Below are 26,327 nucleotides of genomic sequence, written 5' to 3'. Positions count from 1 at the left end.
CCCCATGCCCACATCCGCAGCCCTCATCCTGAGGAGCGCCGAAGGCGCGTCTCGAAGGATGCTCAAATGGGCTCCGGAGAAATCTGGATCATCTTTCGAGACGCCGCGTTCCGCGGCTCCTCAGGATGAGGGCTGCGGAGAGGCCGGCCTCTCGATCAGCCGGCCTCGGCCAGCAGAGAGATCTGCTGCTTGGCGCTCTCGCCGATCACGTCGGTCAGCGAGGTCGGATAATCGCCGGTGAAGCAGTGATCGGTGAACTGCGGCCGGACCGGGTCGCGCCGCTCATGGCCCATGGCGCGGTAGAGCCCGTCGACCGAGATGAAGGCCAGCGAATCGGCGCCGACGAACTCGCGCATCTCCTCGAGGGAATGCGTCGCTGCCAGCAGCTTCTCGCGGTCGGGCGTGTCGATGCCGTAATAGTCGGGATGGGTGATCGGCGGCGAGGAGATGCGGAAATGCACCTCGCGCGCCCCGGCTTCGCGCATCATCTTCACGATCTTGAACGAGGTCGTGCCGCGCACGATCGAGTCGTCGACGAGCACGATGCTCTTGCCCTCGACGACCGAGCGGTTGGCCGAATGCTTCAGCTTCACGCCGAGCTCGCGCACCTTCTGCGTCGGCTCGATGAAGGTCCGGCCGACATAGTGGTTGCGGATGATGCCGAGCTCGAACGGGATGCCGCTCGCCTGCGCGAAGCCCAGCGCCGCCGGTACGCCGGAATCCGGCACGGGCACGATGACGTCGGCATTCGCCGGGGCCTCGAACGCGAGCTGCGCGCCCATCGCCTTGCGGCGCTCGTAGATGCTGCGGCCCTTCACGATCGAGTCGGGGCGGGCGAAATAGATGTACTCGAAGATGCAGGGGCGTTCCTGCACGGCCGGGAAGGGCTTGTGGCTCTCGATGCCGCTCTCCGAGATGACGACGACTTCGCCATTCTCGATCTCGCGGATGAAGCGCGCGCCGATGATGTCGAGCGCACAGGTCTCCGAGGTCAGGATCGGGGCGCCGTCGAGCTCGCCCAGCACCAGCGGGCGGATGCCGAGCGGGTCGCGCGCGCCGATCAGCTTCTTGTTGGTAATGCCGACGAAGGCATAGGCGCCCTCGATCTGGCGGATCGCCTCGACGAAGCGCTCGATGAAGCGCGGCTTGCGGCTGCGCGCCACGAGATGCAGCAGCACCTCGGTGTCGGAGGTCGACTGGTAGATCGCGCCGTCGCGCACGAGGTTGCGTCGCAGCGTCAGCCCGTTGGTCAGGTTGCCGTTATGGGCGACCGCGAAGCCGCCGCCATGCAGCTCCGCGAAGAGCGGCTGGACGTTGCGCAGGATGGTCTCGCCGGTCGTCGAATAGCGGACATGGCCGACGGCCTGCTGGCCCTTGAGCTTGTCGATCACCGCCGCTTCCGAGAACGCGTCGCCGACGAGGCCGAGACGGCGCTCGGAATGGAAGCGTCCGCCGTCGAAGGTGACGATGCCCGCCGCCTCCTGGCCGCGATGCTGGAGCGCGTGCAGGCCGAGCGCGGTCAGCGCCGCCGCATCGGCATGGCCGAAGATGCCGAAGACGCCGCATTCCTCGCGCAGCCGGTCGGCATAGGGGTCGAAGGCGGCCTCGCTCGCGGAGGCCTTCGTCGAGGATTCTGCGACCATCACTGGGCTCCTGGCGGCTGGACGAGGGGCTTCTACGCGCGAATTACGGACGAGTTGGGGCGGGCGAGGCGCCCCGCGTGCCGTCTATGGCGCGCTGCAGGGCCTGGCGGTCGGTCGCGTTCGGCACCTCGGTGCGCCGCTGCGGCTCCGTGCCGGGGGTAGCCGGCTGGCGCGGCTCCTCGGCCGGCGCCTCCGTCGGCTCCGGTCCCGATTTCGGCTTGAGCAGCGTCTTCAGGAAATCGGCGTTGACGTCCTGCGGCAGCATCGTGATCAGCGAGCGGCCCGTCTCCTCGAGCATGGGCTTGGCCTTGGCATCGCGTGCCCAGGGCGGCATCTTCTCGGCGCCGACGAGCGCCGCGAAGAACAGATAGCCGATCACGGCCAGCAGCAGCCCGCGGCCTGCGCCGAAGACGAAGCCCAGCGTGCGGTCGAGCGCGCCGATGCGCGAATCGAGCACGAAATCCGAAATTCGCGCCGTCACCAGCGAGACGACGATCAGCGTCACCAGGAACAGCGAGGCGATCGCCGCGATCAGCGCGATCGTGTCGTTGGGAATGTACTGCTTCATGATCGGCAGCAGCTGCGGATGGAAGATCCACGCAACGGCAGCCGCCGCGGCCCAGGACGCGATGGCGAGCACCTCGCGCGTCAGGCCGCGCACCGCCGCCAGCAAAGCCGAGATCAGAACCACGCCGATGACGACGAGATCGAGAATGGTCACAGGCATGGATGAGCCGCTTCGTTATGGTCTCGGAATGGCCTGCAACAGATGGGCTGGCCGCATCGCGTTTGCTATACGCGCTCGCGCCGTCTGCGTCACTATTGCGACGTGTTCATTTCACATCCCGGCGAGGTGCGCGCGCGGCGATATCGGCAACGAGTTCCGTGACATGGCCGAAGCGCCGCAGCGAGAGACCACCGCCATCGCCCGCATCGGCGCCGCCCGACGGCATCAGCGCCGCCTCGAAACCGAGCTTGGACGCCTCGCGCAACCGCGCTGCGGCGACCGAAACCGGCCGGATCGCCCCTGACAGGGCGATCTCGCCGAAATAGACCGATTCGGACGGCAGGATCGCGCCGGTCAGCGAGGAGACGAGCGCCGCCGCGACCGCGAGATCGGCGGCCGGCTCGTTGACCCGCAGGCCACCCGCGACGTTGAGATAGACGTCATGCTGCCCCAGCCGCAGCCCGCCATGCGTCTCGAGCACGGCCAGCACCATCGACAGGCGGCTGTTCTCCCAGCCGACCACGGCGCGCCGCGGCGTGCCGAGCGAAGTCGGCGCCACCAAAGCCTGAATCTCGACGAGCACCGGTCGTGTGCCCTCGATGCCCGCGAAGACCGCAGCGCCAGGCGCCGCCTGGTCGCGTCCGGCCAGAAAGAGCGCGGACGGGTTCGAGACCTCCGACAGACCCTTGCCGGTCATCTCGAAGACGCCGATCTCGTCGGTGGCGCCGAAGCGGTTCTTCTGGCCGCGCAGGATGCGGAAGGCATGGGCGCCTTCGCCCTCGAAGGAGAGCACGGCGTCGACCATGTGCTCGACCACGCGCGGCCCGGCGATCTGCCCGTCCTTGGTGACGTGCCCGACCAGGATCATGCAGGTGCCGCTGGTCTTGGCGTAGCGGATCAGCGCCTGCGCCGAACCGCGCACCTGCGTGACCGTGCCCGGCGCGCTCTCGACCTCGCCGGACCACATCGTCTGGATCGAATCGATTACCACCAGCGCCGGACGCGATCCCTGGCTGAGCGTCGCGACGATATCCTCGACATTGGTCTCGGCGGCGAGCTCGACCGGCGCTTCCGACAATCCCATCCGCTCGGCGCGTAGTCGGACCTGTCCGGTCGATTCCTCGCCCGAGACATAGACGACGCGACGGCCCGCTGAGGCGAGGGCGGCGCAGGCCTGCATCAGCAGCGTCGACTTGCCGATGCCGGGGTCGCCGCCGATCAGCAGCACGGAGCCCGGCACGAAGCCGCCACCCGTAACCCGGTCGAGTTCGCCGATGCCGGAGACGATGCGTGGCGCGTCCTGCGTTTCGCCCTTGAGCCCTTCCAGCGCGAAGACGCGGCCCCGCGCCCGGCCGCCCGACGCCCCGCGTGCACCGGGGACGGGCGCGGCCTGCGCCTCCTCCGACAGCGACGACCAGGTGCCGCAGGCATCGCACTTGCCCTGCCAGCGGTGGTAGACCGCGCCGCAGGCCTGGCAGGTATAGGTGGGGCCGCGCTTGGCCATCAGGCTTTTCCGCCTGTCATCATCGACTAGATCCCGACATGGCGCCGCGTATGGCGCCGGCCAAGGCTGGTCAGGATCTCGTAGCCGATGGTCTTCGCGCCCGCGCCGACCGTTTCCAGATCGAGCGCGCCGCCGATCAGCGTGACCCATTCGCCGCGGCGCGAAGCGTTGTCCGGGGCGTCGGTGACGTCGAGGATGATCAGGTCCATCGAGACGGAGCCGACAAAGGGGCAGGGGACGCCGCCGACCAGCGCCGTGCCGCCCGGGACCGTATCGGTACCGCTGGCGTTGCGCGGATAGCCGTCGGCATAGCCGAGGCAGATCGTGGCGAGACGGCTGCGGCGTTTCGCCGTCCAGCGGCCATTGTAGCCGACCTGCGTTTCGGCCTCGACGACGCGGAGCTGGATGATCCGCGACTGCAGCGACACGACGGGCTGCATCGGGTTGGCCCGATCCGGCGTCGGGTTGCCGCCATAGAGCGCATAGCCCGGCCGCGTCAGCCGATAGGCCGGGCAGCCCTTCAGGAAATGCCCCGACGAGTTCATCAGCGACGCCGGCAGTTCGGGGAATGCGGCTGTGATCTCGGCGAAGGCCGCGATCTGCCGCGCATTGGCTGGGTCGGCTTCGTCTTCGGACGCCGCAAAATGGCTCATCAGCAGCCCGATCCCCGCAGCGCGGACCGTGTCCGCCCCCTCCCGGGCGAGCGCCAGGGCCTCGCCTGGCGCAAAGCCCAGCCGGTTCATCGCGGTGTCGACATGCAGCGCTGCCGGCCGGACCGCGGGATTCGCCTGCCGGAACGCGGCCCATTCCTGCAGCTCCTCGGCCGAACCTAGGACCGGCGACAGGGCGTGTTGGGCATAGGCGCCGCCCTGGCCGGGCAGGAGGCCGTTGAGGACGTAGATCGTCGCCTCGGAGGCGACGGCGCGCGCGCGGATCGCCTCCGAGAGATGGGCGACGAAGAAGCTGCGGCAGCCCGCGCGCGACAGCGCGGTGACGGCGGGCTCGATGCCGATGCCATAGGCGTCCGCCTTGACCACGGCGCCGGCCTCCGTGCCGGCGCGCGCGCCGAGCATGCGCCAATTGGCGACGAGCGCCCCGAGATCGAGGGTCAGCAGGGTGCCGCGGATTTCGGCGTCGGGCGTATCGAATGCGCTCATTCGCGGTCGGGCAGCCTCAGTTCGTCGGCGCGGTCGGAGAAGCGCGTCACCTCGGCGTCGAACTGCAGCGCGATCGCCCCGGTCGGGCCGTGGCGCTGCTTGCCGATGATGAGCTCGGCGACGCCATGGGCGGCCTCCATCTCGATCTGCCACTTATTGTGTTCTTCGGTGCCGGGGCGCGGCTCCTTGCCCTTGAGGTAGTACTCGTCGCGATAGACGAACATCACCACGTCGGCGTCCTGCTCGATCGAGCCGGATTCGCGCAGGTCCGAGAGCTGCGGGCGCTTGTCGTCGCGGCTTTCGACCTGGCGCGAGAGCTGCGAGAGCGCCACGATCGGCACCGCCAGCTCCTTGGCGAGCGCTTTCAGGCTGGTGGTGATCTCCGTCAGCTCCTGCACGCGGTTCTGGCCGTTCTTGTTCGAGCCCGAGAGCAGCTGGAGATAGTCGATGAACAGGGCGTCGAGGCCCTTCTGGCGTTTGAGCCTGCGGGCGCGGGCGACGAGCTGGGCGATCGAGATGCCGCCGGTCTGGTCGATATAGAGCGGCAGTTTTTCGATCTGCGCGGCGACATCGGTCAGCCTCGCGAACTCGGCCTCGGTGATGCGGCCCTGCCTGATCTTGTAAGACGAGATGCCCGACTGCTCGGCCACGATACGCGTCGCGAGCTGGTCGGCCGACATTTCGAGCGAGAAGAAGGCGACGATAGCGCCATCGACCGTCTTGATCGTACCGTCGGTTTGGCGTTCGCCGCGCCAAGCCTTTGCCATGTTGAAAGCGATATTGGTCGCGAGCGAGGTCTTGCCCATGGCGGGGCGGCCGGCGAGCACGATCAGGTCGGAAGACTGCAGGCCCCCCATGCGCTGGTCGAGGTCGCGCAGGCCCGTCGAAATACCCGAGAGGCCGCCGGCCCGCTGATAGGCGTTCGCAGCCATGTCGATGGCGGTGTAGAGCGCGGCGTCGAACTTCTGGAAGCCGCCCTCATAGCGGCCTTTCTCGGCGAGCTCGTAGAGCTTGCGCTCGGCCTCCTCGATCTGCTCGCGCGGCGGCATGTCGACCGGGGCGTCATAGGCGACGTTGACCAGATCCTCGCCGACGCCGATCAGCTGCCGTCGGATCGCCAGCTCATAGATCGTGCGGCCATAATCGCCGGCATTGATGACGGTCGTCGCCTCCGCGGCGAGGCGCGCCAGATATTGCGAGGCCGTGATGCCGCCGAGATCAAGCTCGCCGACGAAGGTCTTGAGCGTGATCGGCGTCGCGATCTTGCCGGCCCGGATCAGGCTCGCCGTCAGCTCGAAGACGCGCTGGTGGATCGGCTCGAAGAAATGGTCCGGCAGCAGGAAATCCGAGACGCGGTAGAACGCGTCGTTGTTGACCAGGATCGCCCCGAGCAGCGCCTGCTCCGCCTCGATATTGTGCGGCTGGACGCGGTATTCGGCCTCGCGGGTTTCGAGGCGGGTAACGAGGGCGGTTGCTGTGGCCATGAGGGCGCGAATGTCTCGGGTCTGCGGCTGTCCGACTCTGCGCTTACTCTACCACTCTGACGGATCATGCCAGCAGCGATTGGACGATCCACGCCTTTGCACAGGCATGTACGAAAAAGGGCGCCGCGTTGCCGCGGCGCCCTTGACTCGATCAAGCGAGCGCTGAGCTCAGCGGTCGTCCTCGCCGGCTTCCGCCAGCGCCGCACCGACCTCGAGGCCGAGGTCGTCGAGGTCGAACTCCTCGCGAGCCGTGACGTTCTCGCCGCGGACCTGGCGCTCGGCTTCCTCGGCCGAACGGGCGACGTTCACGGTGACCGTGACCGAAACCTCCGGATGCAGCACGACCGGGACGGTGTGCAGGCCGAGCGTCTTGATCGGCGCGTTCAGCGTGATCTGGCTGCGCGAGACATGGAAGCCCTCGGACGTCAGCGCATCGGCGATGTCGCGGGTCGAAACCGAGCCGTAGAGCACGCCCGACTCGCCCGACTGGCGCAGCATGACGACGCTCAGACCGTTCAGGGTCTCGGCGACCGACTCGGCCTCGGACTTCAGCTCGAGGTTGCGGGTCTCGAGCTCGATCTTCTGGCTCTCGAAGCGCTTCTTGTTGTCCTCGGTGGCGCGCAGGGCCTTGCCGCGGGCGAGCAGGTAGTTGCGGCCGAAGCCATCGCGGACGCGCACGACGTCGCCCATCTGGCCGAGCTTGGCGACGCGTTCGAGCAGGATCACTTCCATGGTTCTATCTCCTTTGAGAGCGGTTCGAGAATGAAGGTCAGGCCTGGGGTGGCGGGGGAGGCATCGCGGCCCGCTTGCGCAGTCCGAGAAGGGTGTCGAGCATGCCGGCGAGCGCCAGAAGCGGCGTCAGCACGGCCTGCATCACGATCAGCGCGACATAGACGCTGATCAGCATGGGCGTCCGCCAGGCCTGACCGCGCGAGAGGTCGTGCAGCAGGCACAGCCCGGTGAACATGAAGGCGGCGAGCAGCGCGCCGACCAGCGAGGCGCCGGCGAGGCCGACGAAGCCATCGAGCAGGGCCGTCACCAGCCCCGCTGCCAGCAGCGGCAGCGCCGTGCGCGGCAGCGTTGTGGCGGGAATGAAGGGCCAGGGGCGCGGCAGGCGGCCGGAGAACTGAACCGCCTTGCCCGCCAGCCAGAGATTGGCGGTGATGGTGGTCACGACCGAGGCGGCGATGCCGAGCGGCACGGCGCGCACCAGCAGCGGCGTGATGTTGGCGGAGAGCTCGGCGACCGTCGTGCCCTGCGGCAGGGTGAGCATCCGGCTACGCACCATCTCGGCCAGCAGATTGTCGACGATGCGGCCGATCACGGCGCGATAGGTCTCGAAATCCGTGGTCATCACCAGCGCGCTGGCGACGCTGGCCAGCGTCGCCGTGCCGGCGATCCAGATCATCAGATGGCCGAGCGGATACCATTCGACCGCGCCGCTCTCGTCGGAGCGCGCCAGCAGCGCGAGATAGGCAATCCACCAAGCCGGCAGCGCGATGATGCAGGCGAAGGCGAAGCCGGCCGGCAGGCTCAGCCCCAGCGAGACGGCGAGCGCGCCAGCGGCGCAGGCGAACAGCCCGGCGCGATGGTTCCAGCCCAGGGCGGCGATGAAGATCGGAAGGGGCGCGGCCGAATACAGCAGGACGGCCAGCGGCGATCCGGTGATCACCACTGAAAAGAGCAGGGCCGCTACGAGGCCCGCGCCGATGCCGACGGCCGGAATCATTCTCTGTCCTGCTGTCCCGCTGCTCCCGGGCCGCTGGGGCCGGGCAGGGTGAGAGGCATCTGCCTCAACGAACCCGGTGGGGTTTCACCACAGGGCGACTGGTTTCCTGGTCAAAACCGGCGGCGATCGCTCGCCGCCGGCAGGTCTTGGAGCCGCGTCCCGGAGCGGGACGCCGGATCGTCTCAGCGGATCACGTAGGGCAGCAGGCCGAGGAAGCGGGCGCGCTTGATCGCCTGGGCGAGTTCGCGCTGCTTCTTGGCCGAGACGGCCGTGATGCGCGACGGCACGATCTTGCCGCGCTCGGAGATGTAGCGCGAGAGCAGGCGCACATCCTTGTAGTCGATCTTCGGAGCGCCTTCGCCCGAGAAGGGGCAGGACTTGCGGCGACGGAAGAAGGGGCGGCGGGCGCCGGCGGATGCAGTCGACATGGCTCAGGCCTCCGCGCCGGTCGTTTCAGGAGCAGCTTCGTCGTCGCGACGCGGACGGTCACGACGCGGGCCGCGGTCGAAGCGGTCGCCGCCGCCGGGACGGTCGAAGCGGTCGCCACGATCACCACGGTCGTCGCGGTCGCGCTTCTGAAGCATGGCCGACTGGCCTTCCTCGAGCTCTTCGACGCGCACCGTCAGGAAGCGCAGAACGTCTTCGTTGATGCGCATCTGGCGCTCCATCTCGGCGACCGCCGCGGCGGGAGCGTCGATGTTGAGCAGCGAGTAATGCGCCTTGCGGTTCTTCTTGATGCGATAGCCCAGCGACTTCACGCCCCAGTACTCGACCTTGGGGACCGAGCCGCCATTCGCCTCGATGATGCCCTTGAACGTCTCGACAAGGGCCTCGACCTGCTGCGCGCTGACGTCTTGTCGCGCGAGCAGGACATGCTCGTACAATGCCATGGTTGGCCTTCCTCTGTTCACCCTGCTTCGTCCGGCGCGGAGCCCTCCGAGCCCTGGATAAGGCCCGACAGGATTTCATCGAAGGCGGAGACACGGGATGACGGCGCCCGAAGGAACCTGCAGCGCGGCGGCCGTTGATGCGACCAAAGCGTTGCCATCCGTTCAGCCTCCGGCCGAACCAGCAGGAGGCGGTCGTTACAGGTTGAGGGCCCTTCGATGCAACAGAAATCGGCTTTTCGCCGCCAGTTGAGCGGCCGATGACACGGCTTCGGCCTTGACTTGCGCTCCAAGGCAGTGTGACAGCGCCGTGAACTGGCTCAAAACGTTTTAAATTCGAGGCCTTCCGCATGACGACTGCGTTCATCTTCCCCGGCCAGGGCTCCCAGGCCGTCGGCATGGGCAAGACCCTGGCCGATGCTTTCCCCGTCGCCCGCGCCGTGTTCGACGAGGTCGATGCCGCTCTCTCCCAGAAGCTCTCGACGCTGATGTGGGAGGGGCCCTCGGAAGAGCTCACCCTGACGGCCAACGCGCAGCCGGCGCTGATGGCGGTCAGCCTCGCGGTGGTCCGGGTTCTGGAGGCCGAGGCCGGTCTCGATCTCAAGCGCGATGCCGCCTTCGTCGCGGGGCATTCCCTCGGCGAATATTCGGCGCTCGCCGCCGCCGGCACCTTCAGCATCGCCGATGCCGCGCGCCTGCTGCGAATCCGCGGCGACGCGATGCAGAAGGCCGTGCCAGCCGGGCAGGGGGCGATGGCCGCGCTGCTGGGGGCCGATCTCGACCTGGCGCGTGCCATCGCGGTCGATGCGGCCCAGGGCGAGGTCTGCGAGGCCGCCAACGACAATGGCGGCGGGCAGGTGGTGCTTTCGGGCGCGAAGGCTGCAATCGATCGTGCCATCCTGCTCGCCGGTGAACGCGGTGTCCGCCGCGCCATGCTCCTGCCGGTTTCGGCGCCCTTCCATTGCTCCCTGATGCAGCCGGCGGCAGAGGCGATGCGCGCGGCGCTGGCGGAGGTCGCGATGCAGGCTCCGGTCGTGCCCGTCATGGCCAATGTCGGCGCCGCCCCGCTGTCCGACGTGGCCTCGATCCGCGACTCGCTGGTGGCGCAGGTCACCGGCACGGTGCGCTGGCGCGAATGCGTCGAGGCGATGTCGGCAGCGGGCGTCGACCGCTTGGTCGAGCTCGGCAGCGGCAAGGTGCTGGCCGGGTTGGTGAAGCGCATTGCGCCCACCGCCACGCCGCTCTCGGTGGGAACCGCCGACGACGTGGCTGCATACAAGCCCTGAATGGGCAACAGAGAACGGCAGAACGCCGAAAGGGAGAAACGATGCTGGATCTGACGGGCAAGAAGGCGCTGGTCACGGGCGCCACCGGGGGGCTGGGCGGCGCCATCGCGCGCGTTCTCCACGCGCAAGGCGCCAGCGTCGCGCTTTCGGGTACGCGGGCCGAGGCGCTGGAAGCGCTCGCCGCCGAACTCGGTGAGCGCGCGGTCGTCGCGCCCTGCAATCTCGCCGACAAGGATTCGGTCGAAGCGCTCGTGCCCGCGGCCGAGGAGAAGCTCGGTGGGCTCGATATCCTCGTCAACAATGCCGGCGTGACCAAGGACAACCTCTTCCTGCGCCTCAAGGACGAGGACTGGGACAGCGTCATCGCGATCAATCTGACGGCGGCCTTCCGCCTCTCGCGCGCGGCGGTGAAGTCGATGATGCGCCGGCGCTATGGCCGCATCATTTCGATCGGCTCCGTCGTCGGCACCACGGGCAATCCGGGCCAGGGCAACTACGCCGCCTCCAAGGCGGGGTTGATCGGCATGTCCAAGGCGCTCGCCGCCGAGGTCGCCAGCCGCAACATCACCGTCAACGTCGTCGCCCCGGGCTTCATCGAGTCACCGATGACCCAGGCTTTGAACGACAAGCAGCGCGAGGGCATCCTCTCCGACGTGCCGATGGGGCGCCTGGGAACGGGTGCCGACGTGGCGGCGGCGGTGGCCTATCTCGCCAGCGCCGAAGCCGGCTACGTGACAGGGCAGACCCTTCACGTGAACGGTGGAATGACAATGATCTGAAAGACTTGTCGCGCATCCTGGAAGATTTCCATACGCGTTCCGGTGCACTCGCCAGCCAAGATCGGCTGTGTTAACTAGCGCCGTCGGGCCGCTGCGCACGATCCGGGGGACTTGACGGGAACCCGGTTGTTGCGTTTGTGCAGGCTTCGAGTTCCGGCCCGGCCGCACCGATTTCCGGTGCGTCGGGATTCAGGAGTGACGGTCCCTCTCTGCGGCGCGATCGGTGCTGCGTGTTCAATCTTTAAGGATAAGTCCCATGAGCGATGTCGCCGAGCGCGTGAAGAAGATCGTGGTCGAGCATCTCGGCGTCGAGCCTGAGAAGGTCGTGGACGGCGCGAACTTCATCGAAGACCTCGGGGCCGACAGCCTCGACACGGTCGAGCTCGTGATGGCCTTCGAGGAAGAGTTCGGCGTCGAGATCCCCGACGATGCGGCCGAGACGATCGTCACCGTCGGCGACGCCGTGAAGTTCCTGTCGAAGTCGGCCTGATCGACCCCAAGTCGATCGCTGCAGAAAGAGCCATGGTTTCACGTAGTCTTCCGATGCGACGCGTGGTCGTGACCGGTCTTGGCATGGTGACGCCGCTTGGCTGCGGCGTCGAGGCGAGCTGGTCTCGCCTTCTCACCGGCGCCAGTGGCGCCGGCCCCATCACCAGCTTCGACTGCAGCGATCTGCCGGCGCGGATCGCCTGCAACATCATTCGCGGCGACGGCTCGAACGGCACCTTCAATCCCGACGAGTGGATGGAGCCGAAGGAGCAGCGCAAGGTCGACGACTTCATCGTATTCGCCATGGCCGCCGCCAAGCAGGCGCTCGCCGACGCGAACTGGAAACCCGAGAGCTACGAAGACCAGATCGCGACCGGTGTCGCGATCGGCTCCGGCATCGGCGGCCTCGGAGGCATCTACGAGGCGTCGATCCTGCTTAAGGAGCGCGGCCCGCGCCGGCTTTCGCCCTTCTTCATTCCGGGCCGGCTGAGCAACCTCGCCGCCGGCTATGTCTCGATCGAACACGGGCTCAAGGGCCCCAACCACGCAGTCGTGACGGCCTGCTCCACGGGCGCCCATTCGATCGGCGACGCCTCGCGCATGATCGCGCTAGGAGACGCCAAGGTCATGGTCGCGGGCGGCGCCGAATCGGCGATCAACCGGCTCGGCATCGCCGGCTTCTGCGCCTGCCGCGCGCTCTCCACCGGCTTCAACGACACGCCTGAAAAAGCTTCGCGGCCCTATGACCGCGACCGCGACGGCTTCGTCATGGGCGAAGGCGCCGGCATCGTCGTGCTCGAAGAGCTGGAGCATGCGCTCGAGCGCGGCGCCCGCATCTACGCCGAGGTTGTCGGCTACGGCATGTCGGGTGACGCCTATCACATCACCTCTCCGGCCGAGGACGGCGACGGCGCCTATCGCTGCATGCGCGCCGCGCTCGACCGCGCCGGCATCGCAGCATCCGATCTCGATTACATCAACGCCCATGGCACCTCGACGCCGCTGGGTGACGAGATCGAGCTGCGCGCGGCCGAGCGCCTGCTCGCCAACGCGCCGAAGAAGCCGGCCATGTCCTCGACGAAGTCGTCGACGGGCCACCTCCTTGGGGCCGCCGGGTCGGTGGAGGCGATCTTCTCCATCCTCGCCATCCGCGACCAGATCGTCCCGCCGACGATCAATCTCGACAACCCCTCGGTGGAGACCGATCTCGACCTGGTGCCGCATGTCGCCCAGTCGCGGGAGATCGAGGTGGTGCTGTCGAACTCCTTCGGCTTCGGCGGCACGAACGCCTCGCTGGTGATGCGGCGCTACGCCGGGGACGCCTGATCGGGGCGGAAGCGCGCTTTCGCCATAATCTGCGCTAGAGTGCGCGCTCCCGGTGGAAGCGCGAATTCGCTTTCGCAGGCGCCGTGAATCCGGTTCAATCGCGACCGACCGATTGGCCGTTGCCCTCGGTTCGCCGCGACTCCGGCCAGCCGGGCGCGGGCCATGATGAAGTCCCAAGTGCGAGTTCTGAGACCGTGAACGATTCGCCCCGCGTCGCCCCGAAGAGCCCCAGCGAGGCGTTGAAGCCGGTCGCTCCTCCGGCCCCGCCGCCAAAAGCGCGTCGCCGGCGGCGCAGCAGCCCCTTCGTTGCGATGCTAAGTGGGCTCTTCACGGCTCTGCTCGTGCTGGGCGGGCTCGTCGGGGCGGGTATTGCCGTGGTCTCCAGCCAAAGCCGTTCGCCCGGTCCCTTCGCCAGTGACCGGGTCCTCATCATCCCGAAGGACAGCGGTCTGGCCGAGATCGCGGATTTGCTGCAGCGCGAGGGCATGATCGAGCACCCCTGGGTGTTCCGCGTCTCGGCGCTGATCAGCGGCAACTGGACCAAGCTCAAGGCGGGTGAGTACCTGTTCAAGGCCCGCGCCAGCCAGGCCGACATTCTCGATATCATCGCCGACGGCAAGGTCGTCGAGCATTCGATCACCGTTCCCGAGGGGCTGACGAGCGAACAGATCGTCGCCCGCCTGCGCGAGAACGACCTGCTCAGCGGCGACATCATCCAGGTGCCGCGCGAGGGCTCGATCCTGCCCGATACCTACCGGATTCCGCGCGGCTTCAGCCGGCAGGCCATCATCGACCGCATGGCGCGCGATCAGGCCGCGCTGCTGAACCGGATCTGGGATCGCAAGCCCGCCGATTTGCCGATCAAGACCAAGCAGGAACTGGTGACCCTGGCCTCGATTGTCGAGAAGGAAACCGGCCGCGCCGACGAGCGCCCGCGCGTCGCCGGCGTCTTCATCAACCGGCTGAACCGCCGGATGAAGCTGCAGTCCGACCCGACGATCGTCTACGGCATCGTCGGAGGGCAGGGCACGCTCGGCCGTTCGATCCTGCGCAGTGAGATCACCCAGCCCACCCCCTACAACACTTATGTCATCGACGGTCTGCCGCCCGGGCCGATCGCCAATCCGGGCCGCGCCGCCATGGAGGCGGTGGTCAATCACTCCCGCACCAAGGACCTCTACTTCGTCGCCGACGGCAGCGGTGGGCACGCCTTCGCCGAGACGCTCGAGCAGCACAACCGTAATGTCGGACGCTGGCGCCAGATCGAGGCGGTCAGGCGCGAGCCGGGCAAGCCGCCGGCCGAGGCCTCCGTCGACAAGGTCGAGCCGCCGCCGGCGCCCGACACGCGCTCCGAGGCGCCCGCCACGCAGCCCAGCGAGGGCGAGGCGATCGAGACCTGGCCCGTCCCGGGCAACCGTCGCGCGGCGGCAGGCCAGCTGCCACAGGGTGCCGCGCTGGCCGGTGGGCGGGTGCGGGCTTTCGATGCCTCGGAGGGCACCTCGCGCGACCCCCTCCTGAACAAGACCTTCGACCTGAATTCGCCCAAGCAGATCCCCGCGCTGCGCCCCTGATGGCGCACGTTCGCGGCGGCTGATCCGTCCCCAGTTTCCTGGAAGCGGCGCGACGGGGCGCTTGCCCCCCGCCCGACCCGCCACTACGGTCCGGCCGCGTCAAAGGGGCGGAGGCGAACCAGCGTGGCGATCGAGAGCATGACGGGCTTCGCCCGGGTGGCGGGGACGGTGGGCATCCACGCCTGGGCCTGGGAAATCCGCAGCGTCAACGGACGCGGCCTCGACATTCGCGTCCGCGTTCCGCCCGGTCTCGAGATGCTGGCCGAGGCGGCGCGCAAGCGTCTGACCGGCGCCTTTGCGCGCGGCACGCTGCACGTCAATCTGCAGGTCACCAGCGATGCCGGCCCGCCGCGCCCGCGCATCAACGAGGCGGCCCTGGCGGCGCTGCTCCAGTCGGTCGAGCGTCTGCCAGCGTCGTCCACCGTGACGCCGCCTTCCTATGACGGGCTGCTCGGCATCCGTGGCGTCGTCGAATTCGCTGAGGAGGGCGGGGATACGCTCACCGCGGTCGAAAAGCCTGTGGTGGCGGGGCTAGAAGAGGTTGTGGCCGGTCTCAAGGAGGCCCGGGCGAGCGAGGGGCGGGCGCTGGAGGCGGTCCTGCGCGGCCATCTCGACAGCATTGCGCGGCTGACGACGGATGCCGAAACCCATCCGGCGCGCGGCGTCGACGCCATCCGCGAGCGCATCGCCGCCCAAGTGGTGCTGCTGCTGGAGGCGAGCCAAGCGCTCGATCCGCAGCGCCTGCACCAGGAGGCGGCCCTGCTCGCCGTGAAGGCTGATATCCGCGAGGAGATCGACCGCCTACATGCCCATGTCGCGGCGCTGCGTCTGCTGCTCGACCAGGGCGGCCCGATCGGCCGCAAGCTCGATTTCCTGTCGCAGGAGTTCGGCCGCGAGGCCTCGACGCTCTGCGCCAAGGCGGGCGATGCCGGCCTCTCGCGCATCGGCCTCGAACTGCGCACGGTCGTCGACCAGATGCGTGAGCAGGTGCAGAATGTGGAGTGAGTGCTGATGGCCGACGTCGCGCGCCCGGCCCGTCGCGGGCTGATGCTGATCCTGTCCTCGCCATCGGGCGCGGGCAAGTCGACCCTCACGCGTAACCTCAAGACCGAGAACAACCTCGATCTCTCGGTTTCTGTGACGACTCGGGCCAAGCGCCCGTCCGAGATCGACGGCGTCCATTACCGCTTCATTGACCGGCCGAGCTTCGACCAGATGAAGCAGCACAACGACCTGCTCGAATGGGCCGAGGTGCACGGCAACGGCTATGGCACGCCGCGCAAGGAGGTGGAGACATCGTTGGCGGCCGGCCGCGACGTGCTCTTCGACATCGACTGGCAGGGCACGCAGCAGATCGTGGCGAAGGCGCGGGCCGATGTCGTCACCATCTTCATCCTGCCGCCCTCCATGGCCGAGCTGCGCTCACGCCTGGTACGGCGCGCCGAGGATGCGCCGGACGTCATCGCCAAGCGTCTCGGCAATGCCCGCGACGAGATCGCGCGCTGGAACAAGTACGACTACGTGATCATCAACGACGATCTTCAGGCGGCCTATGAATCGGTCAAGGCGATCCTGACCGCCGAGCGTCTGAAGCGCGAGCGCGCCACCGGCCTCTCAGAGTTCGTCAACGGCCTGCTCTCCGAGAAGCTGCCCTGAGCCGAAGCTGCCCTGAGCTCCGGCGTCAGAGCCGCGTCGCCAGGGTCTGCGCCAGCCGCACGAAGCCGCTGACCGGAACCTCTTCCGCGCGGGCCGTCGGCACGAGCCCGGCTTCTTCGATCCAGTCTCCGGGCTCCGGCCGCACGGCCTTCAGGCTCTGGCGGAGCATCTTGCGGCGCTGCCCGAAGGCGGCGAGCGTGATGCGCTCGAGCAGGCGGCGGTCGCAGGGCTCCGGCTCCGCGCGCGGCAGCAGCTGGACGATGGCCGAAGTGATCTTGGGTGGCGGCACGAAGGCGCTGCGCGGCACGTCGAACAGGATCTTCGTCTCGCAGCGCCAGTTGCAGAGCACGGCGAGGCGGCCATAGTCGGCGCGCTGCTCGGGCGTCGCCACGATCCGCTCGGCGACCTCGCGCTGGAACATCAGCGTCAGCGACGTCCACCAGGGCGGCCATGCCTCTCCGCTGAGCCAGCCGACGAGCAGCGGCGTCCCGATATTGTAGGGCAGGTTGGCGACGATCCGAGCCGGCGCGCCGCCGAGCCGCTCCGACAGATCGACGGCGAGCGCATCGCCATCCACCACGTCGAGCTTTCCGGGGTAATGCGCGCCGATTTCCTCCAGCGCCGGCAGGCAGCGCCGATCGCGCTCGATGGCGATGACGCGGCCGGCCCCGGCGGCCAGCAGCGCCCGCGTCAGCCCGCCTGGCCCAGGCCCGATCTCGACGACGGTTTCGCCCTCGAGCGGGCCGGCGGAGCGCGCGATCCGCGAGGTCAGGTTGAGATCATAGAGGAAGTTCTGGCCGAGCGACTTCTGCGCCATCAGCCCATGGCGTTCCACCACCTCGCGCAATGGCGGCAGGGTGTCGATCTGGCTCATGTCGCCGGCCGCAGTCGGACCTCGATGCGACTTAGCGTCACAGCAGCGTGATTCACCGTCCGAGGCAGCCGCGCCCCCACGTCGATGCGCCATGACTGACGCAGCGCGAGCGCAGCAGCTGGCTCATGCGTTGCGGCGCGCATCGAACGTTCCTTCCGGCGTAGTGCGGCTGTCGCGCACCGCTCAGCGGCTCGAGGTCACGCCGTCGCCGACAGTGGAGCCGTCGAGATTCTGCGAATAACTGAGTTCGCCCAGCGTCCGCAGCTCGAGGCGGAACATCACCGTGCGCGTGTCCTTCGTCGCGCCGCTCTGCCGGTCCGCATAGCTCTGCGAATAGCTGACGTCGAACACGGTGCACTCGTCGGTGTAGTTGATGCCGAACGAGGTGGAGGCGGTCTGGAGAAGACGCGAATCGACGTAGCGCGGCTGCGCAATCGCCGAAGGCGAGGCCATCCAGGAGGTGTACTGGGCGATGCGCACCTCGCGGTCGTATTTATACTTGTCGAGGTCGAACAGCACGCCGGCGCGCAGGCGCCAGTTCGGCGTCACCAGCAGCGATCCGTTGAGCGACAGGCCCTCGCGGCGGCGGAAGATGCCAAGATCGGGCTGCGGCTCGTAGCGGCCATAGCCGACCGAGGTCGTCACTACGCTGGTCGCATAAGTGGCGGCTGCGTCGATCCGCTGCGTCTCGTACGTCGTCTGGTTGAGGCGCGTCGCGCCGGTAAAGAACAGGCCGCGCATCGGCGAGAACTGAGCCCTCGCGACGATGTCGGAGGTGTTGGTCTCCAGCCCGGAATTCAGCCCCGTATTGACGAGGTCGCCGGTGGCGAAGGAGTTGCGCCCCGCCAGATGATAGGACTGGCCGAGCAGCAGGTTGGCGAACGCATCCTTGCCGAAGCGCCCGGTGTAGAGCGCGCCGACATTGGCGCTGGTGCCGCCCTCGACACGGTCATAGCCGGAGAACTTGCCGCTCCACTCGAACAGGTTGTTCGCGTCGAAGACGAGGCTTTGCGAATCCTCGTTGGCAACGCGCAGGCTGCTGGTCTCGTTCGGCCGCGCAACGATCTGCGCCACCGGCTCGACGATATGCGTGCCCCACGAGGTCTTGGCCACGAAGGGATAGCGGTACATCAGGCCGATCGCCGGCATGGCGCGGCCGAAGACCTCGTCCGACGTGTCGACGATGGTGCGGACATTCGCGTTCGCATAGCTCGTCGTGTTCGGATTGACCGAGAAGATGTCGGCCCGAACCGAGGCATAGGGTGTCCATACTTGGCCGATCGAATCGATGATATTGCGGCGCCAGGACAATTCGGCTGTCGCGCGGGCCACATTGCCCGCCAACCCGCGCACGAGGCAGGTGTTCTTCTGGTAGACGGCACAACCGTCGTAGAGCGAGTAGCCGAGACCGGTCGTCGTCGTGCCGTTGATCAGATAATTCGCCTGTCGCGGCAACTGCGAGAAGGCCGCCGCCTCGCGCGTCAGATAGGTGACGTTCGCGTTGAGCGTGATCTCGCCGCCTAGGAAGCTCGGCTTGTGGACGCGCTTGTTATAATCGATCACCGGCAGCACGACTGGCTGCTGCTTCTGCCAGTCGGTCGAGGTCAACGGCTGGAAATAGTAGCCGCGCATGTCGAACCAGCCGGTCGCCGTCTGGCCGTTCAGATAAGCGGTCGAGATCGATTCCTGCAGATAGGTCGTCGCGCTGACGGCTTCGTTCAGGATGCGGTAGTTCTTGTAGAACCAGCGATCGCTCGACATCGCCGCGTTCCAGCCGAAGGTCCAGCGCGGGTTGATGAAGAACTTGCCGTTTGTCTCGACCGAGCCGCGGAAGGTGCTGTCGCCGGCGCCCAGCGGAGCGGCGAGGAAGGCCTCCTTCTCCTGCTGGAAGATACCCGATGCGCGGATCGTGTAGGAGCCGTTCATGACACGGTGGCGCCACTCCACCTGGCCCAGCAGACCCTGCCGGCTGAGATAGGTTGGCGTGACAGTGAGGTCGTAGTTGGGGGCGAGGTTGAGGAAATAGGGCAGGCCGACTCCGTAGCCCAGCGGCCCCGTGTTGAGGAACTTCGGTGACAGGAAGCCGGACTTCCGCTTCACCGTCGAATCCGGGCCCGACATATAGGGGATATAGGCGAGCGGAACGCCGGCGAATTCGAGCCGCGCCTCCTCGTAATAGATAGTTTGCTCGGCCTTCTTGTGGATGATCCGCGCCGAGCGGACCTGCCAAAGCGGCGGCCGTTCGGGGTTCTCCTTGCAGGGCTCGCAGGCCGTGTAGATGCCCTTCTCGAAGATGAAGGTCTCACCATCGGTGCGCTCGGCACGGGGCGCGGTGAACCGCGTCCGGTCGGGGTTCACCACCCGCAGCGAATCGATGAAGCCGTCACGGAAATCATCCGTGAGGTTGAAGCGTTCGCCGGTGATGACGGTGCCGTTCGCCTCGGTGATGCGGGCGTTGCCGACAGCGACGACGCGCTTGGCGGCCTGGTCATAGGTCACCTTGTCGGCCTCGATCGTGCGGCCCTGATAGAGAATCTGGACGTCGCCGACAGCCGAGACGGTCTTCTTGTCGTTGTCGTAGACGAGTTCGCGCGCGTCGACGACCATGCGGTCCTGCGGCTTGGCGGCCGCCGGTGCTTGGGCAAAGGCCGTCCCCGCCATGGCGAAGACTGAGGCAAGGCTCGAAACCAGGGCGGTCGCCGCGGCAAATCGAGCCATGCGTTTCACGCCGGGAACCATACGCTCAATCCTAAATTAACCATAGGCACAGTACGATTCACCCGTCTTCCTGATGGAGGAGGGCCAGAGCGCCCAGCATCGCTCCGATCGCTGCAGGCAGCCAAGCGGCGACCACAGGATTGACGATACCGGACGAGCCGAGCTCCTCCGACAGCTGCGTCGCAACATACAGCACGAAGCCAGCTGCGACGCCAGCTATCACCAGTTTGGTGACACCACCAAACCTGAAAAATCTTAAGGAAACGGATGCTGCCACCAGCACCATCGCGATGAGCAGGAGCGGCCGCGCGAGCAGCGACTGATAGCGCAGTTCATAGCGGGTCGTGTCGAGCCCCGCACGTTGGGTGCGCTCGATCACGCTGGGCATCGCCCAGAACCCGACGGCCTCGGGCGGCGTAAAGCTCTGCCTCATCTGCTCGGGCTCCAGCGTTGTGGCGACCAGATAGGTCTTGTAGCTCTGTGGCTCTTCCATGGCGGAAACGACGCGCGCATCGGTCAACTCCCAGTAGCCCGGATGCAGCACGGCCTGACGCGCATCGACGCGATCGCTGAAGCCCCCGCCCGGCGAGAAGCTGAAGATCGCGACCTGGGCCAGGCCGCTGCCGTCCGGCAGCGAGCCGGCAGCGCGGATGATGGCCTGCCCGTCGACGCTGCGCTGCCGCAGCCAGATTTCCGGTGCATTGCTCGTCTGCGCGCCGCGGACGAAGAGGCGCGTCTCCAGCGCTGTCGCCTTGCGCTTCAATTCGGCGGCGACGGGATTGTAGACCAGGATCGAGACCAGCCCGACGAGCCCGGCGACCACGGCCGCCGGCTGCAGGAACTGCCAGGCGGAGACGCCGACGGAACGGGCGACTACCAGCTCCAGCTTCCGGCTCAGTGTGAGCAGTGCGAACATGCCGCCGAACAGCACGGCAAAGGGAAAGATCTGTTCGGCCACGCTCGGCACGCGGAACAGCGCGAGCTGGACGATGAGCGGGGTCGTCGCGGCCGGAGAATCGCCGGCACGGCGCATCAGCTCGACGAAATCGAGGGTGCCGATCAGGAAGAAGAACGTCCCGAACACGCCCATAATGGAGCGCGTGAACTGCTTCGTGAGATAGCGGCCGAAGGTCGTGACGAGCAGCATCAGGCGCGCCTGAACCGGGCTGTCAGCCCCGCCAGCGGCAGCATCAGCGGCGCCGTGGCGCGCGCCAGCAGCGGCCTCACCGTCTGGCCGTGGAGAATGACCGCCGACGCCAGGGCAATCGCTGCGATCGGCAGGATGTAGAGCATGGCCGCGGCGAGGGGAGACCGCACGCTGGCGGTCCAGGCCATATAGGCGCCGATGCGCGTCGCCGCGACGATCAGGATCGCGGACTGGATCGCGAAGGCCCGGCCCTGACGGGTTGTCCGCGCCTCGCCGATGCAGGCGAAGGCGATCAGCATGAAGGCCAGCGGGTAGAGCGGCGCCGAGAGGCGGTTGTGCAGTTCGGCCCGGAAACGGCCGGACTGGATCTTGTAGTAGGGCTCGTTCGGATCCTGGTTCAGCAACTGCCACGTCGTGCGCTCGCGCGGCTTGTAGATCGCCTTGTCGCCGTCGCCCTCGCCGGCGCCGCCGGTCGGGTCGCCCGACAGGGCGGACAGGTTGAGCGCATAGCGCTCGAACGAGATGATCGAGCTCGTATCGGTGTTCTTCGTCTCGCGCTGGATCGTGCCCTTCTCCAACATCAGGAAGCTATTGCCGTCGACGTCCACAGTGCGTCCGCGCTCTGCGATGTAGATCGAGGGCTGGTTCGGGTCGCGCCGGTCCTGCATGAAGATGCCGACCAGAGCGTCGCCCGAGCGCTCGCGGTAATGGAAGGTCACGCCCGAATCGAGTGCGACGAACTGGCCTTCCTTGACGACATTGGCGACGAAGTCGGCGCGGATCAGCGTGATCAGGTCGCGCAGCATGCGGAAGCCCGCGGGCATTACCGAGAGCGTCATCCAGCCCACCAGCAGCGAGGTCGCGATGGTCAGCACGATGAAGGGGCGGGTGAGGCGGTGCGGCGCGACGCCGGCCGCGTTCATCACGATGAGCTCGGAATCGCTGTTCAGGCGGTTCAGCGTGTAGAGCGTCGCCATGAACAGGGCGACGGGGGCGATGCCGGCGATCAGGGCCGGCAGCGACAGGAGCGTGACGGTGAAGAAGATCAGGACCGTCTGGCCCTTGCCGGTGATCAGATCCACCTCGCGCAGGGCCTGGGTGACCCAGATCACGCTGGTCAGACCGATCAGCAGCACGATGGCCGCGATCGTCGCCATCTTCAGGATGTAGCGGTCGAGACGCTGCAGCAGCACGCTTGTCTTTCCGGTGGGGCGGCGCAGGACGAAACCCACGCCGGTGTTCGCGCCGAACAACCCTATGGTATAGGCGCAATCAAGGCGCAAACAGGAATCGTTTGCGGCAGCCGCGTTTCGCCCGTCCCACGCCCCATCGCAAGATCGTGAGTCCTGTCATGTCGCAGCGCCTGAAGCTCGAGAGCAAAGCCCTCACCGAAATCGCCGGGCAGGATGTCGTCATCCTGCTATCGGACACGCTCGCTGTGCCTTCGGCGGCGGAGGCTTTCGTCGGAGCCGACGCGCGGGCGCTGCTGGCTCGCGCGGCCTCAGCCGAACGGTTCGGGGGCAAGGCTTATACGGCGCTGACCCTGCTTGCGCCCCAGGGCTCCGGGTTCGAGCGCCTGATCGCCGTGGGGCTCGGGCCCGAGGCCGATCGCGGCACACTCGATTTCGTGAAGCTGGGCGGCGCCATCGCTGGCCGGATCGGGCATGGCCGCATCACGGATGTGGTGCTCGCCCTGCCTGAGGGCGAGATCGACCCCCGGCAGGCGGCCGACATCGCGCTCGGCCTGCGCCTGCGATCCTATACCTTCGACCGCTACAAGACCAAGACGCGCAAGCCCGAGGAGGCCGAGCCGCGCATCGTCACGCTGCGTCTGCCTGATCCCGCAGCGGCGAAGAAGGCGATGAAGGTGGCCGAGGCGCTGGCGGGCGGTGTCGAAATCGCGCGCGACCTCGTCAACGAGCCGCCCAACGTACTCTATCCCGAGGAATTCGCCGACCGCGCCGCCAAGCTCGCCAAGCTCGGCGTCGAGATCGAGATCCTCGATGAAAAGCAGCTCAAGAAGATCGGCATGCGCGCGCTGCTCGGCGTCGGCCAGGGCTCGCGGCGCGAGAGCCGCGTCGCGATCATGCGCTGGAACGGCGCCAAGTCCGGCGTCCAGCCCGTCGCCTTCGTCGGCAAGGGCGTCACCTTCGACACCGGCGGCATTTCGCTGAAGCCCGGCGCCGGCATGGAGGACATGAAGGGCGACATGGCGGGCGCGGCCTGCGTCGTCGGTCTGATGCACGCGCTGGCCGCCCGCAAGGCCAAGGTCAACGCCATCGGCATCATCGGTCTCGTCGAGAACATGCCCGACGGCAACGCCCAGCGCCCCGGCGACATCGTCACCTCGCTCTCGGGCCAGACCATCGAGATCATCAACACCGACGCCGAAGGCCGCCTCGTCCTGGCCGACGTGCTCTGGTACACGCAGGAGCGCTTCAAGCCGCGCTTCATGATCAATCTGGCGACGCTGACCGGCGCGATCCTCGTCGCGCTGGCGCAGGAGCATGCCGGCCTCTTCACCAACAGCGACGAGTTGGCGGACCGGCTCTCGGCCGCCGGCACGGCGACGGGCGAGACGGTCTGGCGCATGCCGCTCGGCAAGGCCTACGACAAGATGATCGATTCCAAATTTGCCGACATGAAGAACGCCGCTGGCCGCCATGGCGGTTCGATCACCGCCGCGCAGTTCCTGCAGCGCCACGTCAACGACACGCCCTGGGCGCATCTCGACATCGCCGGCACCGGCATGGGCGCCAAGGACAGCGAGATCAACCGCTCCTGGGGTCCGGGCTGGGGCGTGCGCCTGCTCGACCGGCTGGTGGCTGAGCATTACGAGGCCTGAATCGATTTGGCAGCGTCGCCGCTCAACCCGCTGGTCCGCAAAGGCTCTTGATGGCCGAGATCCTGTTCTTCCATCTCCAGTCGCGACCGCTCGAGCAGGTGCTGCCGACGGTGCTGGAGCGCGCTCTGGCGCGGGGGCAGAAGGTCGTCGTCCAGCTCTCCAGCCAGGAGCGGCTGGGTGTCGTCGACGATCATCTCTGGACTTATGCCGACGACAGCTTCTTGCCCCATGTCACGGCGATGGAAACCGATGCCGCCACAAATCCGGTCGTGCTGACGACGCTCGACCACAATCCCAACGCAGCCCAGGTGCGCATCTGCGCCGAGGGTGTCCGCATTCCCGACGCAATGGGCGACTACGAGCGCGTCGTTCTGGTATTCGACGGTGACGACCCCGACGCGCTGATCGCGGCGCGCGAGGATTGGAAGAAGGCCAGGTCTTCGGGCCATGCCGCCAGCTACTGGCAGCAGGACGAGACCGGCCGCTGGGAGAAGAAAGCGTGAGACTGTCTGTACTGCTGCTCTGTGCCGCCACGCTGGGCGGCTGCTCCGTCGATATGGGCGGCTTCGCCTTCACCTCGGAGACACGCGAGAGCCGGTCCGGGCCGGTGACGACCGCCACGACCAGCAGCATCGCGGCCCGCGCCTCGACGCAGGAGGCCATGCTGACGTCCGAGGGCGAATGCAGCGGTAGCGTCTCGCTCGACCCTTCGACGCGGCCGCTGCCGCCGGCGATCGCCGAAGGCATTACCGAATGTGAACTGGTCAAGATCAAGGGCACGAGGCCGACCGACGTGCTGATCGGCGACAGCGGCAAGGGACAGCGCGAGGTTCAGGTGCTCTATTCCGAGCCCGGCGGCCGCGAGATCTACATGTTCACCGACAACCGCCTGAGCCGGATCGTCAAGCCCGGGCAGGGCTGAGCCGGCAGGTCGGCACCAGGTAAGCCGCCTGAGCCCGCATCCCATACGCCTTCATCCGGCACAGCAGGAGCCCATCGTGGCCGAGCGTTTCGAACGTCACCGCCAGCCCTGGACGGGCGAGGAACTCGACAAGCTGAAGACGCTCGCCAAAAAGGGCATGGCGCTGAAGGCGATCTCGAAAGCGCTGACCCGCAGCGAGGAATCGATCAAAGATCGCGCCAAGCTCGACGGGATCGGGATCGCGAAGCTGCGCTAGGGCGAGCGCGCGGGCGCTCGAGCTTCAGGACGAGCGCCGAATGCGACGCGTAAGGGAACAAGCCGCCGGTGGCAGCCGCAACGCCGCGGGTCCGATCAACTCCGCAAACCAGCATTCGCTGCGTCGCCTCCGATCAGGAGGTGGCTGATGGTCGCTGGCACGGGAAAGCCATAGCCATCGCCGGGGACCAGCCACCTCAGTCGGCCTGATCGGCGGTAGTCGCTCGTGTAGATGTCGGTGCCGATCGCCTGCAAAGCCAGCAGCAGAGCCTGCGTTGCGTCGAGTCCGTAACCTGACCCCGTATAAGGTCCGTCCGGCCAGTCTATCCGATAAAGGCAGGACCCAATCGCGATCACCTTGTACGGGGAGATCTATGGAGATCTCGATCTCGATCTCGCGTTGGGCGGCAGCGTAACGAATTATCCTCTCCAGGATTTTCATTTGGCCACTCAATAGTTAAACGGCGGAATCTGCTGGCGAGCCAGACAAGACGCGTAGCGTTGGTAAGCCTGATCATAGCACGATCGGAGCCCCACCATTCGGCACAACGTATCCGCCGACGGTTAGAGGCCAAGCTTGCGCCCCGCATGGCCTGAATCCCCAGACGTCACACGAAATCGGCTTGCACGACGCGGGGATAAGTCGGCGACTGACTATGCGCTCTCCACCTCCGCGCTGAGCTCCAGCCACTCCTCCTCCGCCGCCTCCAGCGTCTTCGCCAACACGGCGCGCCGCTGGCCGCGGAATCCGCCTCATCATCGACGACCGGCTGAGCCGGATTGTCAATGCGATCGGGTGTAAACCGGCCCCAATCGTCAGCCGGAGCGGTGGCCTGTGCGCGCCGCGTTCGGTTCAGCCGGGCGGGACGATCCGGATCTGCCGCGTTCCGATGGGGGCACCTGTCGCACTGTCGATCACGACCGGATCGATCTCAGACCCTTTCTCGGCGTCGAAAAAGCGGGTCACTCCCTTGGTGCTGCGGTGCTTGCGGCCCCATGCGCCGATCGCAAATAGGACCGGCAGCAGGTCTAGGCCTGCCCTCGTCAGCACGTAATCATCGCGTGGCGGACGCTCCGAATAACGGCGTTTTTCCAGCAGGCCATCCTCCGTCAAGGCGGCCAGCCGGCGTGTCAGGATCGTGGGCGCGATGCCCAGGCTTTTTCGGAACTCGTCAAAGCGGGTGAGCCCCGCATGGGCATCCCTCATGATCAGCAGGCTCCAGGCGTCGCCCACCAGGGAGAGGCTGCGGGCGATCAAGCATGGCTGGTCGTCAAGATTCTGCATGTTGATATCTTTTTGATAGTTACTTAATATCGATTCGATAGTA

Annotated in this window: 26 protein-coding genes; 11 read left to right on the top strand and 15 right to left on the bottom strand. The window is 67.2% G+C overall.

The window, feature by feature from the left end; all coding sequences use genetic code 11:
• Nucleotides 1-155: 155 nt before the first annotated feature.
• From purF to rpsF, 9 genes are all read right to left on the bottom strand, one after another.
• Nucleotides 156-1,643: an amidophosphoribosyltransferase gene (gene purF / locus ABIE41_RS17810; RefSeq protein ID WP_192641624.1), complete on the bottom strand. Its 1,488-nt coding sequence runs from the start codon at nt 1,641-1,643 to the stop codon at nt 156-158.
• A gap of 43 nt (nt 1,644-1,686) precedes the next feature.
• The gene (locus ABIE41_RS17805; protein WP_192641623.1) at nt 1,687-2,370 is read right to left on the bottom strand and encodes a CvpA family protein; all 684 of its coding nucleotides are present in this window, start codon (nt 2,368-2,370) and stop codon (nt 1,687-1,689) included.
• A 106-nt stretch (nt 2,371-2,476) separates the two neighbouring features.
• Nucleotides 2,477-3,874, bottom strand: coding sequence for a DNA repair protein RadA (gene radA / locus ABIE41_RS17800; protein WP_192641622.1), 1,398 nt, complete (start codon nt 3,872-3,874; stop codon nt 2,477-2,479).
• A 26-nt stretch (nt 3,875-3,900) separates the two neighbouring features.
• Nucleotides 3,901-5,031 (bottom strand): alanine racemase, encoded by a 1,131-nt coding sequence (gene alr, locus ABIE41_RS17795; protein WP_192641621.1) that lies wholly within the window; start codon nt 5,029-5,031, stop codon nt 3,901-3,903.
• A complete protein-coding gene (locus ABIE41_RS17790) occupies nt 5,028-6,515 on the bottom strand; it encodes a replicative DNA helicase (protein ID WP_192641620.1) in 1,488 nt (495 codons plus the stop codon). The genes alr and ABIE41_RS17790 overlap by 4 nt, the downstream gene beginning before the upstream one ends.
• 168 nt (nt 6,516-6,683) lie before the next feature.
• Complete coding sequence (gene rplI, locus ABIE41_RS17785) at nt 6,684-7,247, bottom strand: 50S ribosomal protein L9 (RefSeq protein WP_192641619.1); 564 nt, start codon at nt 7,245-7,247, stop codon at nt 6,684-6,686.
• Nucleotides 7,248-7,284: 37 nt separating this feature from the next.
• A complete protein-coding gene (locus ABIE41_RS17780; RefSeq protein ID WP_192641618.1) occupies nt 7,285-8,244 on the bottom strand; it encodes a DUF2232 domain-containing protein in 960 nt (319 codons plus the stop codon).
• A 182-nt stretch (nt 8,245-8,426) separates the two neighbouring features.
• The gene (gene rpsR, locus ABIE41_RS17775; RefSeq protein WP_038367644.1) at nt 8,427-8,672 is read right to left on the bottom strand and encodes a 30S ribosomal protein S18; all 246 of its coding nucleotides are present in this window, start codon (nt 8,670-8,672) and stop codon (nt 8,427-8,429) included.
• Between the two features lie 3 nt (nt 8,673-8,675).
• On the bottom strand, nt 8,676-9,134 hold the full coding sequence (gene rpsF, locus ABIE41_RS17770; protein ID WP_067990871.1) for a 30S ribosomal protein S6: 459 nt from the start codon (nt 9,132-9,134) through the stop codon (nt 8,676-8,678).
• Between the two features lie 347 nt (nt 9,135-9,481).
• Between rpsF and fabD the strand changes: the two genes are divergently transcribed.
• The 7 genes from fabD (at nt 9,482) to gmk (ending at nt 16,238) form a co-directional block, all read left to right on the top strand.
• The gene (gene fabD, locus ABIE41_RS17765; RefSeq protein WP_192641617.1) at nt 9,482-10,417 is read left to right on the top strand and encodes an ACP S-malonyltransferase; all 936 of its coding nucleotides are present in this window, start codon (nt 9,482-9,484) and stop codon (nt 10,415-10,417) included.
• A gap of 41 nt (nt 10,418-10,458) precedes the next feature.
• A complete protein-coding gene (gene fabG / locus ABIE41_RS17760) occupies nt 10,459-11,196 on the top strand; it encodes a 3-oxoacyl-[acyl-carrier-protein] reductase (protein WP_066724874.1) in 738 nt (245 codons plus the stop codon).
• A 256-nt stretch (nt 11,197-11,452) separates the two neighbouring features.
• The gene (locus tag ABIE41_RS17755) at nt 11,453-11,686 is read left to right on the top strand and encodes an acyl carrier protein (RefSeq protein ID WP_056713189.1); all 234 of its coding nucleotides are present in this window, start codon (nt 11,453-11,455) and stop codon (nt 11,684-11,686) included.
• A 53-nt stretch (nt 11,687-11,739) separates the two neighbouring features.
• Nucleotides 11,740-13,011, top strand: coding sequence for a beta-ketoacyl-ACP synthase II (gene fabF / locus ABIE41_RS17750; RefSeq protein WP_192641616.1), 1,272 nt, complete (start codon nt 11,740-11,742; stop codon nt 13,009-13,011).
• Between the two features lie 194 nt (nt 13,012-13,205).
• Nucleotides 13,206-14,582, top strand: coding sequence for an endolytic transglycosylase MltG (mltG, locus tag ABIE41_RS17745; protein WP_192641615.1), 1,377 nt, complete (start codon nt 13,206-13,208; stop codon nt 14,580-14,582).
• Nucleotides 14,583-14,705: 123 nt separating this feature from the next.
• Nucleotides 14,706-15,587 (top strand): YicC/YloC family endoribonuclease, encoded by an 882-nt coding sequence (locus tag ABIE41_RS17740; RefSeq protein ID WP_354192681.1) that lies wholly within the window; start codon nt 14,706-14,708, stop codon nt 15,585-15,587.
• A 6-nt stretch (nt 15,588-15,593) separates the two neighbouring features.
• Nucleotides 15,594-16,238 (top strand): guanylate kinase, encoded by a 645-nt coding sequence (gene gmk / locus ABIE41_RS17735; protein ID WP_192641614.1) that lies wholly within the window; start codon nt 15,594-15,596, stop codon nt 16,236-16,238.
• 25 nt (nt 16,239-16,263) lie between these two features.
• Here gmk and rsmA read toward each other — a convergent pair whose 3' ends face one another.
• From rsmA to lptF, 4 genes are all read right to left on the bottom strand, one after another.
• Nucleotides 16,264-17,112 (bottom strand): 16S rRNA (adenine(1518)-N(6)/adenine(1519)-N(6))-dimethyltransferase RsmA, encoded by an 849-nt coding sequence (gene rsmA, locus ABIE41_RS17730; protein ID WP_192641613.1) that lies wholly within the window; start codon nt 17,110-17,112, stop codon nt 16,264-16,266.
• A gap of 183 nt (nt 17,113-17,295) precedes the next feature.
• Nucleotides 17,296-19,830 carry an LPS-assembly protein LptD gene (locus ABIE41_RS17725; protein WP_192641612.1) on the bottom strand — a complete coding sequence of 845 codons (2,535 nt, stop codon included), beginning with the start codon at nt 19,828-19,830 and terminating at the stop codon, nt 17,296-17,298.
• A 58-nt stretch (nt 19,831-19,888) separates the two neighbouring features.
• Entirely contained in the window at nt 19,889-20,977 is a 1,089-nt protein-coding gene (gene lptG, locus ABIE41_RS17720) for an LPS export ABC transporter permease LptG (protein ID WP_192641611.1), read from the bottom strand.
• The gene (gene lptF, locus ABIE41_RS17715) at nt 20,977-22,164 is read right to left on the bottom strand and encodes an LPS export ABC transporter permease LptF (protein ID WP_192642848.1); all 1,188 of its coding nucleotides are present in this window, start codon (nt 22,162-22,164) and stop codon (nt 20,977-20,979) included. The genes lptG and lptF overlap by 1 nt, the downstream gene beginning before the upstream one ends.
• Nucleotides 22,165-22,328: 164 nt before the next feature.
• On the opposite strand from lptF, the gene ABIE41_RS17710 reads away from it, so the two are divergent.
• From ABIE41_RS17710 to ABIE41_RS17695, 4 genes are all read left to right on the top strand, one after another.
• Nucleotides 22,329-23,822 carry a leucyl aminopeptidase gene (locus ABIE41_RS17710; RefSeq protein WP_192641610.1) on the top strand — a complete coding sequence of 498 codons (1,494 nt, stop codon included), beginning with the start codon at nt 22,329-22,331 and terminating at the stop codon, nt 23,820-23,822.
• 50 nt (nt 23,823-23,872) lie between these two features.
• Nucleotides 23,873-24,325 carry a DNA polymerase III subunit chi gene (locus tag ABIE41_RS17705; protein WP_192641609.1) on the top strand — a complete coding sequence of 151 codons (453 nt, stop codon included), beginning with the start codon at nt 23,873-23,875 and terminating at the stop codon, nt 24,323-24,325.
• Nucleotides 24,322-24,744, top strand: a complete 423-nt coding sequence (locus tag ABIE41_RS17700) for a hypothetical protein (RefSeq protein ID WP_354192674.1) — start codon at nt 24,322-24,324, stop codon at nt 24,742-24,744. The genes ABIE41_RS17705 and ABIE41_RS17700 overlap by 4 nt, the downstream gene beginning before the upstream one ends.
• A 76-nt stretch (nt 24,745-24,820) precedes the next feature.
• Complete coding sequence (locus ABIE41_RS17695; protein WP_066724901.1) at nt 24,821-25,000, top strand: hypothetical protein; 180 nt, start codon at nt 24,821-24,823, stop codon at nt 24,998-25,000.
• Between the two features lie 95 nt (nt 25,001-25,095).
• Here ABIE41_RS17695 and ABIE41_RS24280 read toward each other — a convergent pair whose 3' ends face one another.
• Nucleotides 25,096-25,356, bottom strand: coding sequence for a DUF6968 family protein (locus ABIE41_RS24280; RefSeq protein ID WP_465247093.1), 261 nt, complete (start codon nt 25,354-25,356; stop codon nt 25,096-25,098).
• A 496-nt stretch (nt 25,357-25,852) separates the two neighbouring features.
• Complete coding sequence (locus ABIE41_RS17690) at nt 25,853-26,284, bottom strand: winged helix-turn-helix transcriptional regulator (RefSeq protein ID WP_192641607.1); 432 nt, start codon at nt 26,282-26,284, stop codon at nt 25,853-25,855.
• Nucleotides 26,285-26,327: the final 43 nt, after the last annotated feature.

Source organism: Bosea sp. OAE506, assembly GCF_040546595.1.
Taxonomy (GTDB): Bacteria; Pseudomonadota; Alphaproteobacteria; order Rhizobiales; family Beijerinckiaceae; genus Allobosea.
This window is presented reverse-complemented; position numbering and strand designations above follow the sequence as displayed.